This is a genomic window from Stieleria sedimenti (assembly GCF_025060895.1).
GTDB lineage: Bacteria > Planctomycetota > Planctomycetia > Pirellulales > Pirellulaceae > Stieleria > Stieleria sedimenti.
The window spans coordinates 1-18,994 of sequence record NZ_JANZKV010000189.1; the positions used below are offsets into that span (position 1 = coordinate 1).

Sequence of the window (18,994 nt, forward strand, 5' to 3'; positions counted from 1 at the left end):
GCGGTATTGGCCTTCAGGCGTCTCCGGGACGCGTTGCCACGCATCCCGCGATACCGGATCGGCTAAAGCCTAGACACCAACACGCATGCCGATCGGCTGATCCATTCCAGCGGAATCAACCGAGCATCCAGGCGGCCTTGTAGCGAAGACCGAGGTTCAGAATCCGCTGCATCAACATGGAATACTCGATGCCGGCCGTTTCGGCGGACTCGGCAAAGTCTTCGCCGTATTCCAGGTTCGGATTCGCGTTGGCCTCCAGCACGTGGATTTCACCGGAGTTGCTCAGCCGCAGATCCATGCGGGCGTAGCCACTCATGTTGAGGGCGCGGTAAACGCGTTTGCAGATCTTTTGGATTTTTTCGCCCATTTCGCCACCCAGGTCGACCGCCTCGTGGGTGGTGATGCCGTGCTTCTCTTGATACTTGCGATTCCACTTGACTTGGCTGGTGGCGATGCGGGCGGTTTCGGCGGGCATTTGGCCGAAATCCATTTCCCAGGGCGGAAACGTTTGTAGCCGCTGATTGCCGATCACGCCGACGTAGATCTCGCGGCCTTCGATATACTGTTCGACCATCGCGTCATCGTGGGTGTGCTCGTGGACGAACGCGACGCGTTCGAGCAACTGTTCGTCGTTTTGCACGATGGAGGCCTGCGAGATCCCGAACGACGCGTCTTCGGAGACCGATTTGACGAACAGCGGGAACTCAAGCTTTTTGGGACGGTGGATCGTGCGTCCGAACGGGAACACCGTGAAACGCGGCGTCTGGATGCGGTGGTAGGTGAGGATTTTTTTGCTCAGCGCTTTGTCTTTGCTCAGCAACAATCCGCGGGGGTTGCAACCGGTGTAGGGTTGCTGCATCAGTTCCAGGTAGCTGATCACGGCAAAATCGTAGGTCACCACGCCGTGGAATTCTTCCAGCAACATGAAGGTGATGTGCGGCTTGAAATCGGTCAGCGCGTTACGGATCGGAGACAGGTCATCGTAGACGCCCAATGGCAGCACCTCGTGCCCCAACAGTCGCAGGGTGTCACAGACATCAAATTCCGCTTTCCAGGCGTCGAGTTCTTTTTCCGGGATACCTTCGAGGGTCAGGGGGGGAACATGCCCGGTGCGGACCAGCACCAATACACGTAGCTTGCTCACATCATTACCCGCCTATGACCCGAATTGAGATAGTTGCTCGTCCGCAGGGCCACCAGGATCATCGCGTCACGTTTGCACGTCTCTGGTGTCGTTCCCAGCCTCAACTCTAACTCTCGACACCTTTCAATCATTTCCTGCAGGACTTGATCGACCATATACGAATAGGCGCCGGTCCAATTCGCGACGACCCTCCGAATCTCCCCACGCCAACGCGACAGCAGGGCGGCGGCGGTGGGGTTACGCCGATGACTCCGGTCGCACGAAAAGAGCTTGCGAAGATCTTTGTCGAAGACGTTCGGGTAATTCATGCCGTAGTACTCGCGTTTTCGCTGGTAGTGGGTCCGCAGCGTGCGGCGTATTTGCGACACCGGATCGATCCGCTGTTTGGTTTGGACCACCGCGGGTTTCCCCTCCAGACTGCTCATCAATTCGTCGATGAAGCACAGTTTCTTCAGCGCCGGCCAATTCCGGTAACGGGCTTTCCAGCGTGACTTGGGCGGTAACCAGACGGCAAAGGTCTCCGCAAAATCCTCCAACGGATGAGCCTGGGCGTACCACATGTCCAAATGCAGCACGTACTCACGGGACTGCGGCTTCGGACTGTAGAATTCCGGATAGGGGTCTGAGGACCTGCCGAACAGCTCTCGATAACGGGCTTTGCGGCGAATCTGAAACGCCGTGTCGATCGCGTGTCCGGCCTCGTGCCGCAAGATTTTCATGCACCAGCTTTTGGTTCCACCCTCGACCTCAAGCAACTGTTTGCGTTCCAAACGGATCAGTCGGGGGTGTGCCAAATAGAACGGGATCGCGATGCCCGGGATGCCATCGGGAGAAAACCAATCGTCGCTGAGCCAGAAGTGCGGGCGAAACTTCAGTCCCCGCTCGGCCAATTCGCTGTTCAATTGATCGATCCGGGCTTCCAATGGCGTACCGACAATGGAAAGCTGTAGATCGCAGATCCGAATGTCCAACAATTGGTCGTCTGAGAGTGACGACAGGTCGAGCGTTCTCCGTGCCATGGTTGTTGCGGTTAGGTCGTGAAATGGAAGTCCGATCGATGATCTTGGCGAGCCGTGATTGACTGCCCGCATCCGTGTATCCGACGTTACATGATGTCCTTATCCCAAAACAATACGTTACCGATACCAGGCGACGAGTCTAACGCCCAATCGCTGTCGAAACAAACGACATGTTGCGCGCTGTTGACCGGCGCCGGTCGATCGGCAATCGCTGTCATCGCATTGTGGGGTGAACGTGCCGACGTGTGCCTCACGCGTTTTTTTCGCTGCATCCGATCGCGGGCGATCGATGTCGGTCAAGTACGCTATGGCGTTTGGGCAGGCGGGGCTGCGGACGCTCCTCCGCCAGCAGACCGCTCATCAACAGAACCTGCCACGACCGCCGGCGAGTCGATCGTCGTGGTGCCGACCGCCCCACAACGCTACGAAATTCATTGTCATGGTGGAGAAGCCGCGATCGGTCGAATCCTGGATGATCTGTCTTCCATCGGTGTCCGCCGCGTCGCCCCGCATCCCCTGGACGGCATCCCGTCGGCCGGCCGGCTTCCGGTGGAGGATGCCGTTGATCAGCGTTTGATCGACGAAGCCGGTGCGGTGTTGTCTCAATGCACGACGGTGAAAACGGCTGCCATCGCGTTGGATCAGGTCCGCGGTGCGCTGTGTCAATGGCGACAGCGGTCGATCCAGGTGCTCGGCGAGGATCCCCGAAAGGCGGCCGAAATCGCCGTGCAAGCCCAACAGATCGCTGTTGCCGGTCGCATCGGACACCGCCTGACGCGACCGTTTGATGTCGTGCTGGCCGGTCCCCCCAACGTCGGAAAGAGCAGTCTGATCAATGCGCTGGTGGGTTACGATCGCAGCATCATCATGGATTTTGCCGGGACGACTCGCGATGTCTTGGATGCCGATACCGTGTTCGACGGATGGCCGTTGCGGCTGCGAGACACCGCGGGGTTGCACCGCAGCGAGGACACGATCGAGAAACAAGGCATCGACCGAGCGATGGACGCCATCGCGACGGCCGATCTGGTCGCCCAGGTCACCGAGCCGGGATTGCAATGGGACCACAAGGTGTTGGAGGCACTCGAACGCATCAACGCCTCCGTGCCGATCGTCAGGGTCATCAACAAATCGGACCTGTCACCGGTCGAGTCAGCTGCCGCGCCGGCGGACGCATTGACAACGGTTGCGACGACGGGTGAGGGCATTGGCAACCTGCTTCAAACCGTGGTCCAGATGTTGGTCGATGATCTGCCGCCACTCGGTCGTCCCGTCCCGATCAACCCACGTCAATGGGATTGGGTGAACGAGATCGCCAGTCTGGGCGAGCAGCCCGAGCAGATGATCGCCGGTTTGCGTCGCGGCGAGCGTTAGGCCAATGCCCTCTGCTTGGGATCTAGCGGTGTTAGCGGACCGGCGCGAGCCGTCCGGTGACTGCTTAGGATCTAACGTTATTAGCGGAACGGCGCGAGCCGTCCGGTGACGCTATCACAAACACCGTGAAGGACCGGAGGGCTTGCGCCCTACCGCTATCACAAACACCGTCTCTCCCAGAGGGGGAGAATCTAAATGGGTTGCCCAATCCTGCAGCAGAAGAATCGACTTCCCAAGGGAGGGTGACTTCCTCACTTGATGCGCATGGCGACTGAACGCTCAACCCCCAGACGCACACATCACTGTTTCGGTCGACGAGCCTCTTCGAGCATCTCGATCATCTCGGCGGTAACCAATGCCGACGGCAAGGCGTAGCTGACGACTCGGCCGGCGCGGGCGATGTTGATACCGATGACGTGACCGCGGCTGTCCAACAGCGGGCCGCCGCATTGATTGGGGGCCAGTACGGTGTCGTGTTGGATGACGCTGTCAAAGCCGCTCAGCCGCATGTTCCGGGGCCCGTTGACCTTGGCGTCATTTTCCGACTCCATCAACAACGCCTTGTCGCTCATTTGGGCGTCCAGCTCGAGCGTGTTCTCGCCCCGCATGATCGTTAATCGCACGACATCGCCGGGATACATTTTTTTCAGCGTGTTGACCGCCGATTCGGAGCCGAGCAACTGCAGTCCGTTGATTTTCAAAATCCGATCGCCGTCTTGTAGCCCGGCATTGTCGGCACCACTTTCCGGGTGAACGCGGCGGACCATCGCGGGGCCGGTCTGCGCGTCATAGAAGTTGACACCCAGGAGCCCTTGGTGGGCGACGTAACGTGGCGGAACACCCAGCACACCGATCCCGATCGTGAATCCGTCGCGTCCGGGTGAAATCAAGAAGCTGCCTGTCGGGGGGGCTACGGTGCTGAACGTCGCCGGTTTGATGTTCCAGCTGGCTTCCTCGCCGCCGTGAATTTTCAACAACGCCAGATCATTGGATTTTTTTCGGGCCGCGACACGGGCGTCCACTTTCTCGCCGCTTGGCAATCGCACCGAAACCGGATCGCCCCCGCTCAGCTCACTCCGCTTGGTCAGGATGTAGCCGTCTTCGGACACCACCGTTCCCAACGAGACGACCTGACTGCCCGAATAGACTTGCACGACCGATTGTTCCACGGTTTCGGACAGGGGCCGAACCAAACGCATCATCGCACCGCTGTCGCGTGACGCGATCGATGTCCGGTACTGCCCGTGGCTCATCCAGTGGGGCGTCGATTGGGCGTGAACCGCAGGCGCCAACGCGCTGCCCGAGAGGACCATCGACACCGCCGCGGCCAACACCATGGCGGCAGGGCGACGTTTTGAAAACCAGTCGATCGGTTGATGAATCATGGCGGCAATCAATAAAGGAGACGAATGTATTTTAATGGATTTCAAGATTCGAGCCAACGTGAACGGTGCGGCCATGCACCGAGTGCCCGCCACTCGGAGTCTAGTTCTCAGCGGCTGCCTCATCCCGACCTGCCGATTTCGATCACCAATCGCACCGTGTCGTTCCCCCGTTGGACCAAAACCGGGACGCGTTCGCCGGGCATGGTGTCGGCGACGGCATCGACGAGCGATTGAAAGTTTGTAATCGGCTGTCGACCGAATTTGATCACGATATCGCCTGTCAACATCCCACCGGCTTCGGCCGCCATGCCGGGCTTGACCGCGATGATTTCAGCGGTCTTGGTGGATTTGTTCCCCGAGACGCCGAGGGTGGGTTTGAAATTCGGCAAGAACCCCCAGGCCTGCCCGACCGCCATGCGGTCCCAGGATTCGTCGTAGTGGTCGATCGGCACATGCAGGTTGTCGGCGACGTCGTTGCCGATCCGGCTGTGGACGGCGATCAGCTGGCCGGCGAAATTAAACAGCGGGCCGCCGCTGTCACCACCGATCAGGGCGCAGTCGGTGCGGATCACATCGGGGCTGACTTCCAGCAACCTGCCGACGCGGATCACCGCGCCGCGGGACGGATCGTAACCGCCGGGATGACCCATCGCGATGCACCACATCCCGGGCACCAGGTTGTCGCTCGTGCCCAGGCTGGCGTGGGGCCAAGGCTTGCCACCGTTTTGGTCGGGATCGATTTTGATCAGTCCGGCGTCCACCTCTCGGTTCATACCGAGCGTGGTCGCGGAAACCTGGCGTCCATCGGACAACGTGATGATCGCTCGCCGTTGGGGACGCATGGCGACATGGGCGGCCGTGATGATGAAACCTTTGTCGTTGACAATCACGCCACAACCCTGAGCCGCACCGATTTTGACACTGACGGTACACTTGCTCGCCCGCTCGGCCACGCGGCGCTGTTGTTTTTCCATCAACTGCAAGATTTCAAGCGATTCGGGGACACCACCGCGGCGGTGAATCGGTTCCAGATCGATCGGCACCGAGACGTAGGTTCCCGCCGCGTTTGCAGCCGCCGTTTCCCGCGAATCGTTTTGCACGAACGCGTTTTCCTGGATCGATCGCGAATTGCGATCGCCAGTGGCGGCATCATCGGCGTAAGCGGGGGATGCAGACAGCAGGGAGGCCAGCACCACGCAGACCAGCCCGGAGAACAAACCACGGACAGAACAACGACCGACTAGATCAGCCCCCGCCCCCGCGATCCGATTGGTTTGACCAGCCTGGTTCAAAACACACTCCCTGTCGTAAAAGGCCCGGTTGAAAGTCACGTCACCCATTGTAGCCTCAACCCCAGAATTTTGAAAAAGTCACGGAAAAAGCCGGAATGAACGACAATACAGATGTTTTAGTGGTCGGTGCAGGCTACTTAGGGCAAACCGTGGCCCAACTGTCCGCGGCGTCGGGTGCGAGAGTTTACGCGACGACGCGCTCTGAAAACCGCTTCGCCACGTTGTCCGACAACGGATTTCACCCGATCCGTTTCGATTGGACCGATCAGGCAACCTCTAGAAATCTCCCTTTGCAGCAGTTATCCGCCGCCGCTCGGGTGCTGGTCGCGGTCAGCTACGACCGCAACAGCCGGCTGGGACGCTACGAGTCACAGGTCGGGGGGCTGAGAAACCTGCTCCAGCTTTTGCCGACCGACGTGCGACTTTGTTACATCAGCACGACGGGCGTCTATCACCAAACCGACGGCCGCTGGGTGGACGAAACCTCGCCGACGCACCCCAATCGCCTGGGCGGACGCGTCCATCTGCAGGCCGAGGGGTTGCTGCATGCCCACCGCCCGGCGGCACCGTGGACCGTGTTGCGGTTGGCGGGGATTTATGGTCCCCACCGAGTGCCCCGCGCCGCCGATGTCGTCGCCGGTCGACCGATCGCGGCGCCCGAAACGGGGTTTTTGAATTTGATTCACGTCCGAGACGCGGCGCGAGCAGTGCTGGCGGCCTGGCAAACGATGGCCGATCCGCCGCAACGTGTTTCCGTCGGGATGCAATCGCGGTTGTTCTTGGTCGCCGACGACGCGCCGGTCGTGCGAGGCGATTTTTATCGGGAAATCGCCCGACAATGCGGTGCCCCGCCGCCTCGTTTTGTCCCCCCCGCGGCCGACGCACCGATTCGGATGCGCAGTGACAGCAACAAACGCGTATGGAATCGAAAGTTACGGCGTGGTCTGTTACCGGGGTTGGACTTCCCAGACTATCGCTGCGGGCTGGCGGATGTCTTGCAGGCCCCCATAGAATGACGCCCCAACGAATTCAGAGCACCACACCGAACGCATGATCCAGCGCACCCCCCTCTTCCCCGGCATTCTCGAGTTGAACTTTCAAGCTCGTGAAGTGCTCGGTTGCAATGTCTATCTGATCTACGACGAGGATGAATGGGCGCTCGTCGACATCGGCTACGAAGAAACCGTCGACGATTTTGTCGAGATCATTCGCAAGCTCGATTTCCCCCTGTCCCGTTGCAAAACCCTGATCGCGACGCATGCCGACGTCGATCACATCCAGGGGTTGGCCAAGCTCAAGTCGCTGCTGAAGACCAGCGTGACGGCCCATCCCAACGCGGTGCGTCCGTTGGCCGAAGGCGACACGCTGTGGACGCTCGCCGAAATCGAAGCCCAGAATCTGAAACTGGACATGCCCAAGGTCGACGTCGAACACCAGGTGAACGACGGCGACGTGATCAAGATCGGCAATTTGGAAGTCGAAGTCTGGCACACGCCGGGCCATACAAACAGCCAACTCGCCTTCCGCATCGGCGACGTGCTGCTGAGCGGCGACAACATCTACCGTGACGGATGCATCGGCGCGATCGACGCACACCACGGCAGCGACATCAAGGCGTTCCTGCAATCGCTGCGACGCATCCGCGACAGCGACGTCAAGTGGTTGGCACCGAGCCACGGTCCCATCTTTGCCAACGACAAAGACTTCATGAACAAGACCATCGATCGCGTCAGCGGTTATCTGAAGATGGCCGATTTCGGAACCCTGGCCGAGTCCTGGCCGTTGATGGACCAGTGGGACGAAGAAGTCGCCGCAGGCAAGCTGCCCGAAGGGCTGGGGTAGTCCGGTCGAGGTTGTGGCCGGGACGGGAGGAGCTAGCGGAACAACGCGAGCGGGCTGTCGATTTAGTCGGGTTCTGCTGAGTGAATGGTGAGCCGCTGGCCGTCAGGCCTCGGGCAACGTCGCAGTGNNGTATCCCGAAGGGATGCCAGCGAGTAGCCGGAGGTCAGCGCAGCGCCACCTCCGGGAAGGCCGTCGCGGAAATCTTCTCGACCCCGGCGGGGTCGCAGCGAATGGATTCGCCGGCGGGGGCGCAGTTCGCCTTTCGAAAAGAGTTGATCGCGATGCGTGTTCACTCGGTGTGGCAGGCCGGGGCCGAGGGTTCGGGGCCGATTTGCTTCGACACCCTTCGGGGTCGCGTCAGGCGGGTGACCGGATGTCCGGAGGTGTCGCTGCGCTCACCTCCGGCTACTGGCTTTGACCCCGCCGGGGTCATGGCAGGCGTCGCAGAGCGCGCCGCCGTGACAGCTAACCACTAACCACTAACCGCCGGAACTCAAACACCGCTTCGCCCGGCTCGACGCGTTCGACGATTCCGTCGACCGTGCCGACTTGTGCACAACGCTCAAGATCCGCCTCGTACCCGGCCGCAATCAAGTTGCGTCCGCCCAGGGAGTGGCGCAGAGACTGTTGCAGCGGTCGCGTGTTTCCCTCGGCTTGTCGCCAGGCACTCCAAGCGATGCGTGCCGAGTCGTCGATGTGACCGGACGGCTCGGAACCCTCCGACTCGGGCGGAGCCAATCGGTCGATGATGGCACCGGCCAACAGGACGTCTTCGTAACTGATCTGACCATTGGTCCCGGCACAGACGATTTGCAGGTGTGGCTCGGACCGCACGGCGGCAAGGGTGGCGTCGAGGTTCAAGAACGAAGCGGCCAACAAACGACGTGATCGCATGGCCGCATGAATCGCGCGGGTGCCGTTGGTGGTCGTCAACACGAGATCGCGGTCCGCCACGCGCTCGGGCGTGTACTCGGCCGGCGAGTTGCCCAGATCGAATCCGTCGATCGGTTTGCAATGCCGTTCGCCGCACAACAGCGGACGAATCGCGGCCTGGTCGGCGAACTCGGCGGCGGCGTGAATGTTCTCACACGTGATCATTCGGCGGACGCCCGAGCGGCCGGCCGTCGCCATGACGCTGGTCGCGCGCAGCACATCGATGATGATCGAACAGGCCTGGTGCAAATCGCACTCCGGCGACAGTTCAGACGGCGTCAACGAGACAGAGATCGATTGATTCATTAAACCATCCGCATGGATTTCCAGCGGCCTCCGAGGAATCGTGTGGTCATGGTGATTGCCAACGCCCAAATCCAGATCGTGATCACCCACCACCACCACGTCAGCGAGGAGCGGCCGGGATCAAACGCGACTCCGGCGGTGATCGAAAGCGCGCTCGTCGCCGCACCGGCGGCGAGCACAAACCAAGTGTCTCCGGCACCCTTGAGCGCCGCACTGAAGATCAGTTGAACCGCGTCGACCAGGACGTACGAGGCGACAAAGCCCAACAGCCCGCCGGCCAGCACAATCGCCTGGCGGGAGTTTTCATCCGGCGTTCCCAAGGCGTACAGCGAGAGCATCCAATCGCCGACGACCAGGTAAGCGATCGCCCAAAACGCCGAATAAACCAAGGCGATCAGCAGCGACGCCAGTGACGTGCGGACGGCAAAGGCGGGACCGTTTTGAAGCAAATGCCGTCCGACCAGCACCGACGCGGCGATCGCGATACCGACCAGCGGAATGAACGCGATCATGTTGAAATTGATCGCCATCGTGGTCGCGCGAAGCGGCACGTCGCCGAGCTGGCCGATTTTCAAGATGATGATCGTGAACGCGCCGGCTTCGGTCAGGTACATCAACCCACTGGGCAGACTGTAGTACAGGAAATTGCGCAACATCGGGAAATCAATCACCAAGCCGCGGCGCATCCCATAGCGACTTTCCAACGCCGGCCTGCTGAGCAGCCAGGTGTAGCAAACGACTTTGAACCAGAACGCGATCACGCTGCCGACCGCCGCCCCGGCAATGCCCCATGCCGGAAACCCCGCCCATCCAAAAATCAAAACCACGTCCAACGCCACATTGAGCAGTCCGCTGGCGACCGAGACCCACATGATCACCGACGTGCGTTCGGTGCCGCTGAAGAAACCGCTCAATGCCGACTCGATCACCAACCCCAATCCACCCAGCATCAACCAACGCATGTAGGTCGTCTCGGCGGCAATCAATTCTTCCGGCTGCCCGGTCAAGCGGAACAGCGATTCGGCGGCCAGGGAGGCGGCGATGAAAAACGGAACCGTCATCAGGGCCAACCAGATCGATTGCCAGAGCAAACGCCCGACCTTGTCCGGTTCTCCGTTTCCGATCAATTGGCCGATCACCGCACCGGTCATCGCGGCGGCTCCGATCGGCACACAGACCACCACCCAAAACAGATTGCCGCCGGCCATCGATGCACTCATCGACGCACCGTCATAGAACATCAGCAGGGTGCGATCGGCAAACAAGACGATGGACATCATGCCCGCGCTGACCATCAACGGAATCGCGACGCGCAGCACTTCGGCGGCCGCTTCTGCCAGATTGGTCGGCACAGGCAGGGCCGGGACGGTATCCGCTGGCTGTGACAGGTCGTGACGCCCGCCAGAGATGTCCGACATCGGGGATTACGCAAACCGGTCCGAGGGCATCCGCGAGATGACCACGGCGATGATCACCCCGGCGACCAACCCGCCGATGTGCGCGCCGTTGGCGATCCGCTCGACGAAGAAAATGCAAAACACCAGCCAGCCGAGCATGATCGCGACGTTGGACGGCATCATGCGAACCGGATAAGACGGCGAAAGAGCCGGGCGGATCCAAAGGTAACCGAACAATCCGTAGACGGCCCCGGAGGCGCCGATCGAAAACGGCGAACCGGCCAACCCCGCCAGCATCGGCGGCAGCGCGTCCTCCGGTGGCAACCAGATTTGCACCAAGCCGCCAAAGATGCCGCTGGCCAACAGCAACAATGCCATGAACCACGACCCCTCCAGCCGCTCGATCGCCGAACCGAGAAAGAAGATTCCGAGCATGTTGAACGCCAAGTGGTACGTGTCACCGTGTAAGAACAGCGGCGTGATCAGCCGCCAAACCTCGCCCTTCTTGATCGACGCCAGCGGGTCTTTACCGGTCACGTAATCGCGCCAATCGACGAAGGACAGACCATAAAAGATGGTCTCTTCGGTTGAAAGTTCGCCGGGGACTTGAGAAATTTTGGGGCTGCCGAATCCGGTGGAAAAACTAGCGATCACCGACAGCACCACCATGGCGATGACGACCGGAATCGTCTGCTGTCGCGTCGGCACCCCCATCAAGGGGCCGGCCCCGGTGGCGGGGGCTTTCGGGTTGACCTTTTGCTGCAAACGTTTTTTCCGCTTTTCCTCGCTCTGCCGCTGTTTCCGAATCCGCTCGGCCTCGTCACCGACACGGTACTTTTCATCCGTCGGGGACTGCAAAAAGGCCTGCAGCTCCTGCTTCGCACGCTCGATGTGGGATTCATCGCGAATCCACAAATGGCATTGTTTTCCGCCGGCCGCACCGTCCGCTGCGGGAGCGTCTTCGATGTCGACGTTGCATTCGATCGAGAGCGTGAACAGAAAGTCCGCAAAACGTCTCGCTTGGTCGGGATCCGTCAAAGTGCCGATTCGGCGCATGCAATTGTTACAAAATAGGTGGAAATAACGGCCGTAGATCTGGATGCAATGCGCTCGGAGTGGGCTGCGGTGCCGCGCAAAGACTTGCCGCCGGCGGCGGACTACCCGATACTATGACGGTTAGTCAGTTTTGCCGCCATGCGGTCCAAAAAATAGTCACCGATTGACGGCCGTTTCCGAGCGTTCGTCTTACATTCCATTCGGTGTCCGACTAAATACAATCACAATGCGACCGCAACCGCTGTCGTGTTGGAACGCGCAAGTTTATTTGTCCTCCAAAAAACCAGGTGACGCCCCGATGGCAGTCAAATTGAGTGAAAGAGCGGCCCAAGAGGTCCAACGATTCCGTACCGAACACAATTTTGGCGAAGAAATGGTCCTGCGGATCGGAGTCGCCGGTGGCGGGTGCAGCGGATTCAATTACACGCTGAATTTCGACGACAGCTACGATGAAAAAGCGGACTCGAAGTACGAGTGCCACGGAGTGGAACTGGTCGTCGACAAGAAAAGCGCCCTTTACCTCGACGGAACCACCGTCGATTGGTATGAAAGCCTGGAAAAACAAGGCTTTACGTTCGAAAACCCCAATGCCGTCAAAACCTGCGGCTGCGGAAGTTCCTTCCAGGCCTAGTCCAGCTGACGACCGACCGCGTTGGTGTCCAGGCTTTAGNNGTATTGGGCTTTAGCCGCATTCCCGTCACCCTTCGTTTGACGAGGTGATCCGCTGGGAATCTTCTCGAAATCAATGATTTGGCTGATTCGGGTCTACCAGACTCGAATCAGCCCGTTGTTCCCGCCCCGCTGCCGGTTCACGCCGACGTGCAGCCAGTATGCGGTCGAAGCGATCCGCAATCGTGGCCCGGTCGCAGGGGTTTTCTGGACGGTCGTGCGAATTTTGAAGTGCCACCCCTGGCATCCCGGTGGGCACGACCCGCCGCCGCAATAAAAAATCTACGTTTCAGCGGATTTGGCGTGCGCCACGGCGACTCAATCGGCCCTTGAAGAAAGCATCCTTGGTCGGATGGACGTCCCGATTCCCTCTTGATGGCTCCTTTTCGATTGTCACCGTCCGCATGTGTCACTGTCCGCATGTGAAGGCGAGCCGTCACCGCGGCGGCGAAAGCGTGACAGACCGTTTAAAATAAAGCGGTTGGTTTCAGGTTCGATTTGGGAGATGGGTGACGGATTTCAAAACGGCGTGACCGCAAATTCACCGATTGGGGGGGCTTCGCTGCCCGGCGCGCATTTTTGCCGGAACAATCGTGGGTTCCCAGACGTCCTAGACCGGGCTGTGAAAAGGTAGCGGTTGTGCGGGATTTTCTCAGTCCGCCCCGCCCTGTGTGCCGAATGGCCCAAGAGACGGTTCTGAGCTGTTGAAATCTCAAGATCCGTGATTGTCCTGGGTGTTCGCAAGAGTTTCTCCCGTCGTCGCCCAATGCCGTTCACCGAAGCTGGTTAAATAGAGATGTTCCAAGGTCGCGAAAAACGAGTCCGTCGAAGTCGCCTGAGCCGTTTGCTGGGTCAATTGAGCCGCAATACCCAACCGTCCTCCGCGACCACCCCCCGGATCAAGCGAGGGGAACGGCTGAAACTGGAAAGTCTGGAGGCTCGGCAGTTGCTCGCCGGGGACGTCTCGATCGTTTCCACCGATTCGATGGGCCCGATCGACGAGCGTGCCGAAGTCGCCATGGTTGCGGCCGCCACCGCCGGTTCGACGTTGACAACGGTCAGCGAAGCGGAGGGCGAATCGGCGCCGGATCTGGTCCAGTTCGCCAAGGACTTGGCGGCCGTCGGTCGCGATGCAAACGGCAACCCGATCTCCGGACAAGGCCAAGTGACGTTCTTTGGCGCCGGCTGGTGCCCGGCCTGCTCGGAACAGAAACACCTGTTTGAAGACGGGTCGATTTACCTGCCCTTCGTGGAAGTGACCAACCCCGATCGGTCGATCAGCCAGCTCGGCATCGACAACAACATCACGGCCTACCCGACGTGGGTGTTTCCCGATGGGTCGCGAGAGACGGGCGTGCTGACGCTGCAACAGCTGAGCGATCGATCCGGTGTGCCGATTCCCCAAGGGGAGAACCCGACGTTTGTCGAGATCGGTAACCAGACCGCCTTGATCGGTTCGCCGCTGCACGTGCCTGTGGACGCCTACGACCCCGACGGTGGTCCGCTGTCCGTGACCGTCTCGGTCGCCGATTCGAACCTGCTGGAGGCCAGTGTGATCAGCGGCAACCGTTCGATCCGGATCGACATGGCGACCTACGGTGACATGGTGATCCAGATGTTCGAGCAGCGTGCCCCGACTGCGGCCGGACGCGTGATCAATTTGGCCAATCTCGACTTCTACGACGACATCATCTTCCACCGCGTGGTCGACGATTTCGTGATCCAGGCCGGCGACCCGACGGGAACCGGAACCAGCGGTTCGACGCTCGGAAACTTTGACGACGACTTTCACCCCGAATTGCAGCACAACCGCAAAGGGGTGATGTCGTTCGCCAAGTCCAGCGACGACACCAACAATTCGCAATTCTTCATCACCGAAGTTCCGACGCGTTTCTTGGACTACAACCACAGCGTCTTCGGCCAATTGATCGAAGGATTTGACGTCTTGGATGCGATCAGCGAACACGCGGTCAACGGTGCCGACCGACCGACGACGGACATCGCGATCAACACGATTGAGGTGTTCAACGACACGGAAAACTCGTTGATCATGTTGAAGCCGACCGGCAACGGCGTGGGATCGACCAACGTCACGGTGACGGTGACCGACGGTGACGGCAACACGCACAGCGAGACGTTCCAGGTCGACGTCAACAACGACACACAGAACAGTCAGCCCTACCTGAATCAGGTGACGGTGCCTGCCGAATTCACGCGGAACACGCCAGCGACGTTGCAGATGTCCAGCACCGACATCGAAGGTGATGCGGTCAGCTATTCTGCGACCGTCATTTCGGGCGGCTCCAATGCGACCGCTTCGATCGATCAAAACGGATTGCTGACGGTCACGCCGGCAACCGGATTCACCGGAACGGTCGACGTCCAAGTCACCGTCCGCCCCGGACCGGGCGTCACCGGCAACAGTTCCAGTGACAGCGACAATCAAGTCTTGACGTTCAACTTCGCAGGCGAACAGGTGCTCGCCGCCCCCACGTCGATTGACTTGAGTGCGGGCAGCGATACCGGCAGCAGCGACAGCGACAACATCACCAATTCGGGGTCACTGGCGTTTGTGGTCGATGGCGTCACCAGCGGTGCGACGGTCCAGTTGATCAACCTCCAAACGTCCGCGGTCTTGGGCGAAGCCGTCGCCAGCGGGACGAGCGTCACCATCACGACCAACAACATCGCCGCCCTCGGCGAGGGCACCTACAACGTGACCGCTCGCCAGGTCTTCAGCGGACAAACGAGCGAGCAAACCGCACCGGTGAGCGTCACCTACGACACCACCATCCCGACGTCGGTGATCAGCAGCGCCAACACCCGCGCCAATGTCGGGCGGCTGTATGAAACCGATTTGATCAACAGCGAAGAAGGCTCGATCACGTACGCGTTGACGCAGTTTCCCGTCGGCGCGACGATCAACGCCGGTTCGGGCGTGATCCAGTGGACGCCCGACGCCGGCGATGTCGGCGACACGCAATTCTCACTGGCGATCACCGACTTGGCCGGCAACACGCGTACCGAAAACTTCACCGTCACGGTCGCCGAGGCTCCGAAAGCCGAAGTCAAATTGGTGCTCAGGGATACCGACGGCAATGAGGTCAGCGACGTCAACGTGGGAGACGAGTTTGTCTTGGAACTGGTCGGTGTCGACGCCCGCGGCAGTTTTGACCGCGACGGGGTGTTTGCGATCTACACCGACATCCTGTTTGATTCCTCGATCATTCGCGTCAAAGGCGGGACGACGATCGAATACGTCGGCAATTTCACGCTGTCGCCCAAGGGGACGTTTTCGACCGGCTTGATTGACGAACTCGGTGCCGCATCGACCGCCGCGGTCGCGACCGGCGAAGCCGAGTCCGTGATCGCCCGCGTGCGGATGGAAGCGGTCGCCGCGGGAAGCGTCAACATCCGCAGCGAAGAAGCCGACGAGTCCAGCAGTGAGATGTTGCTCTACGGCGAGGATGACCAGATACCGGCCGATGCGGTGTTCTTTGGCAACGTCAACTTGACCGTGGGGTTGGATTTCACGTTGCTCGATGACGCGATCACCGTCGCCGAAGATTCCGGGGCGACGAGCATCAATGTTCTGGCCAACGACACCACCACTGGCACCGCGGCCTTGTCGATCATCTCGGTAACCCAACCGGCCAGCGGAGGCACGGTCAGCGTGAATTCGGGCCAAGTGTCGTTCACGCCGGCGGCAAACTTCAACGGCACAACGACGTTTACTTATCGGGCGGGGGACGGCAGCGGCGCGCAAGACATCGCCACGGTGACCGTCACCGTCACCCCGGTCAATGATCCGCCGACCGGCCTGGACGACTCGTTTGAGGTGGTCGAAGGAACCACCGCCAATCGGTTGGACGTGCTGGCCAATGATTCTCTGGATCCCGACACCGATGGCACGCTGACCGTCACGTCGGTGACCAGCAACACGTCGGGTGCAACCGTCGATGTTTCCTCGGATGGCTTGGCTGTGGATTACACGCCGCCGGCCGGGTTCACCGGAACCGACACCTTCACCTATGTCGTCAGCGACGGGCAAGCCACCGATACGGTAACGGTGACCGTCACGGTGACGTCGTCTGATTCGCCACCGACGGCGCGCGACAACACCTTTACGGTCAACGAAGACACCGCCGAAGCCTCCTATGACATCCTGGCCAACGACGACCGCGACGTCGATGACCAAGCGTTTGTCATCGAAAGTGTCGGCACACCCAGCCAAGGCGGGACGGCTCGGTTCAGCAGCGACGGCTCCACGTTCTTCTACGCACCGGCCGCTAACTTCTTCGGCACCGAAACGGTGACCTACACCATCCGCGACACCGGCGGCGGAGTCGCAACCGCGACGGTCACGTTTACCGTCACCGAAGTCGAGGACCCGCCACCGGTGCTCGACGACACCGTTCAGATCAATCTGGGCAGCGGAGCATCGGTCGTGCTTCGCTTGGAAGATTTGCCGGAGAACGTCGATGGCGATGGCGAAACATTGCAACTGAAGCTGACCACGGCCCAGCAAACGACGGCGCAAAACGGAACCGCGTCGGTCAACACCGCCGGGACCGAGTTGACGTACACCCCGCCCAGCAGCACGTTCACCGGGACCGACACGTTGACCTATAGCGTGTCCGACGGATCCGGCACCGACAGCGTGGGAACGTTGACGATCGAAGTGCTGGATTTGACCCAGCGAAATATCACGGTCAGATTCAGCGGCAGCCAGGGCCGCAGACTTCTTTCGGCGGTTCGTCTGACCGGAACGGATGCGTTGGGCAATGCCGTCAGTGAGTCGCCGACGCTCGATGGTGTCAACTTGTACTTCGCGAACTTGTTGCCCGGTGACTACGTCGTCGAGATCCCGGCGATTCCGTTCTTCAGCGGCGCCGACGAGCCTCAGCAGTACACGATCAATAGCGGCGCGGACGACGGTGACGCGGTGATCGACGCACAGATGGGACGGATCAAACCGGAGTTCATCTCGATTCAAGATTGGCTGGGCTCGACGCCCCAGCAATCCGCCCTGGTCGTCGTCCAACCCGGCGAGCAGGCGTTGCTGGCCGAGCCCACGTCACTGGCGTCAGAATCGATTTCCAACGCCAGCTTCGCGCTCAACGATCTGGGGACCGAACTGACCATCTCCGGTGAAGACGACGACGCCGGCGGCACCGATCCCGATACGTTGAATGCAGCCGTCCTGATCAGCAATCGAAATATCGTCCAGCCGCGCGGGCAGGTCGGCGACTTGAGACTGTTCCGCGTGAACGTGGACGGCAACGCCGTCAATTACAGCCGCACCCCCGCGGCAAACAGTGCGGCGACAACGCAGCTCGCTGCCGGCAGCGGTGAAGGCGAACAAATCGGCACGCAATCGTCGGACGCCTCGGCAGACGACGCGGTGAGCAGCCAGCTGACTGAGGGTGAACCGGCGACGGGCATCTTCTCGACTGCCGGTTCGGGCGAAGGGGAATCGGTGGCCCAGGCGACGTCGGTCAACGAGGTCGCCGCACCGATGTTGTCTTCCGATCTGCTGGCTCCGACCACGTCCGACGATTCCGACGCCGACAGCGAACCGGCGGCGGCGTTGGAAGTCTCCCCTGCCGGCGCGAGTCGAATGTCGGCTTCCGAGGCGGCTTCGGAGACAGACGACACGGGCGCGGAAACGGACAGCGAGACGTCCGAAGCGGAGTCGGATGCGGAGGCTGAAGCGACCTCCGGGGCCGGTCTGAGTGCGAGTCCGCTCAGTCGGTTTTTCCGCTTTAGGCGGTGATTTGCGGTTTTTTTGAGATTCGGCCAGGAAATTTGGCCGCTGTTTTTGGGGCTTTTTCCGAGCCGTCAAAGACGGCTTTTCGGCGGCGTGGTTGCGACGGACCGATCGCCGAAGCCGCCTGGAACTGCGAAAACACGGGCTTTTAAGCGTTTTTGGACGAATTCGGCCCCGGGGATTTCCCACGCGAGCTACGGTTCGTTCGGCTAAGAATCGCCGGAAACCCCGCAAATTGCAGGGTTTTTTGGACGATGCCGGGTTGCACCAACCTTTCGCCCAACATAACACTTGGCCGTCACAAACACACGGGATCGCAATCCCCTCTTCAACCCTTCCTGCATAAGCAATCAGAAAAGGTTCTCCCAAATGGCTAAAGCTCCGCCGAAGGCACCTACGAAGACTCAAATCATCGCGAACATCGCTGAGTCGACCGAATTGTCCAAAAAAGATGTCGCCGCGGTTTTCGACGCGCTGACCGACGAGATCGCTCGTGAAATGGGCCGCACCGGCTCCGGTCAATTCACCATCCCGGGTCTGTGCAAGATCCAACGCAAGGATGTGGAAGCCAAACCGAAGCGCAAGGGACGCAACCCGTCCGACGGAAGTGAAATCTGGCTGAAGCCCAAACCGGCCAGCAAGAAGGTCGTCATCCGTCCGCTCAAGGGCCTCAAGGAAATGATCTGAGCCTGGCCCCAAGCCTCGCCTTCGAGAAATCGAGACGGCACGCGACACTGATTGTCGCGTGCCGTTTTTTAATGACGCCACGCTCTTTTTCTGTTGGCGACAGCCCAATACCGCTAAGTT

The 18,994-nt window shown here is 60.3% G+C and carries 14 protein-coding genes; 7 read left to right on the plus strand and 7 right to left on the minus strand.

Annotated features, from left to right (window positions below; translation table 11 throughout):
- Nucleotides 1–115: 115 nt before the first annotated feature.
- Nucleotides 116–1,144 carry a D-alanine--D-alanine ligase family protein gene (locus tag NZK35_RS23820; protein WP_259635028.1) on the minus strand — a complete coding sequence of 343 codons (1,029 nt, stop codon included), beginning with the start codon at nucleotides 1,142–1,144 and terminating at the stop codon, nucleotides 116–118.
- A complete protein-coding gene (locus NZK35_RS23825; RefSeq protein WP_259635029.1) occupies nucleotides 1,141–2,163 on the minus strand; it encodes a putative zinc-binding metallopeptidase in 1,023 nt (340 codons plus the stop codon). The genes NZK35_RS23820 and NZK35_RS23825 overlap by 4 nt, the downstream gene beginning before the upstream one ends.
- Before the next feature lie 93 nt (nucleotides 2,164–2,256).
- On the opposite strand from NZK35_RS23825, the gene NZK35_RS23830 reads away from it, so the two are divergent.
- Entirely contained in the window at nucleotides 2,257–3,537 is a 1,281-nt protein-coding gene (locus NZK35_RS23830; protein ID WP_259635030.1) for a GTPase, read from the plus strand.
- 299 nt (nucleotides 3,538–3,836) lie between these two features.
- Here the strand turns inward: NZK35_RS23830 and NZK35_RS23835 are convergent, their stop codons facing one another.
- Complete coding sequence (locus tag NZK35_RS23835; RefSeq protein WP_259635031.1) at nucleotides 3,837–4,922, minus strand: trypsin-like peptidase domain-containing protein; 1,086 nt, start codon at nucleotides 4,920–4,922, stop codon at nucleotides 3,837–3,839.
- A 119-nt stretch (nucleotides 4,923–5,041) separates the two neighbouring features.
- Nucleotides 5,042–6,262, minus strand: a complete 1,221-nt coding sequence (locus tag NZK35_RS23840; protein WP_259635032.1) for a S1C family serine protease — start codon at nucleotides 6,260–6,262, stop codon at nucleotides 5,042–5,044.
- A 47-nt stretch (nucleotides 6,263–6,309) separates the two neighbouring features.
- Between NZK35_RS23840 and NZK35_RS23845 the strand changes: the two genes are divergently transcribed.
- Together NZK35_RS23845 and NZK35_RS23850 are read left to right on the plus strand one after the other, a co-directional pair.
- Entirely contained in the window at nucleotides 6,310–7,230 is a 921-nt protein-coding gene (locus NZK35_RS23845; RefSeq protein WP_259635033.1) for an NAD-dependent epimerase/dehydratase family protein, read from the plus strand.
- 34 nt (nucleotides 7,231–7,264) lie between these two features.
- Nucleotides 7,265–8,056: an MBL fold metallo-hydrolase gene (locus NZK35_RS23850; RefSeq protein ID WP_145385570.1), complete on the plus strand. Its 792-nt coding sequence runs from the start codon at nucleotides 7,265–7,267 to the stop codon at nucleotides 8,054–8,056.
- Nucleotides 8,057–8,521: 465 nt separating this feature from the next.
- On the opposite strand, the gene NZK35_RS23855 is transcribed toward NZK35_RS23850, so the two are convergent.
- The 3 genes from NZK35_RS23855 to NZK35_RS23865 are packed head-to-tail and all read right to left on the minus strand — an operon-like array spanning nucleotide 8,522 to nucleotide 11,748.
- The gene (locus tag NZK35_RS23855) at nucleotides 8,522–9,295 is read right to left on the minus strand and encodes a 2-phosphosulfolactate phosphatase (RefSeq protein WP_259635034.1); all 774 of its coding nucleotides are present in this window, start codon (nucleotides 9,293–9,295) and stop codon (nucleotides 8,522–8,524) included.
- The gene (locus NZK35_RS23860) at nucleotides 9,295–10,713 is read right to left on the minus strand and encodes an MATE family efflux transporter (protein ID WP_259635035.1); all 1,419 of its coding nucleotides are present in this window, start codon (nucleotides 10,711–10,713) and stop codon (nucleotides 9,295–9,297) included. The genes NZK35_RS23855 and NZK35_RS23860 overlap by 1 nt, the downstream gene beginning before the upstream one ends.
- 6 nt (nucleotides 10,714–10,719) lie before the next feature.
- Entirely contained in the window at nucleotides 10,720–11,748 is a 1,029-nt protein-coding gene (locus tag NZK35_RS23865) for a rhomboid family intramembrane serine protease (protein ID WP_259635036.1), read from the minus strand.
- A gap of 298 nt (nucleotides 11,749–12,046) precedes the next feature.
- Between NZK35_RS23865 and NZK35_RS23870 the strand changes: the two genes are divergently transcribed.
- The 4 genes from NZK35_RS23870 to NZK35_RS23885 all read left to right on the plus strand — a co-directional run bounded on the left by NZK35_RS23870 (nucleotide 12,047) and on the right by NZK35_RS23885 (nucleotide 18,874).
- Entirely contained in the window at nucleotides 12,047–12,379 is a 333-nt protein-coding gene (locus NZK35_RS23870; protein WP_095741396.1) for a HesB/IscA family protein, read from the plus strand.
- A 114-nt stretch (nucleotides 12,380–12,493) separates the two neighbouring features.
- A complete protein-coding gene (yidD, locus tag NZK35_RS23875; protein WP_259635037.1) occupies nucleotides 12,494–12,694 on the plus strand; it encodes a membrane protein insertion efficiency factor YidD in 201 nt (66 codons plus the stop codon).
- 519 nt (nucleotides 12,695–13,213) lie between these two features.
- The gene (locus NZK35_RS23880; RefSeq protein WP_259635038.1) at nucleotides 13,214–18,193 is read left to right on the plus strand and encodes an Ig-like domain-containing protein; all 4,980 of its coding nucleotides are present in this window, start codon (nucleotides 13,214–13,216) and stop codon (nucleotides 18,191–18,193) included.
- Between the two features lie 285 nt (nucleotides 18,194–18,478).
- Nucleotides 18,479–18,874, plus strand: coding sequence for an HU family DNA-binding protein (locus NZK35_RS23885; protein WP_259635039.1), 396 nt, complete (start codon nucleotides 18,479–18,481; stop codon nucleotides 18,872–18,874).
- Nucleotides 18,875–18,994: the final 120 nt, after the last annotated feature.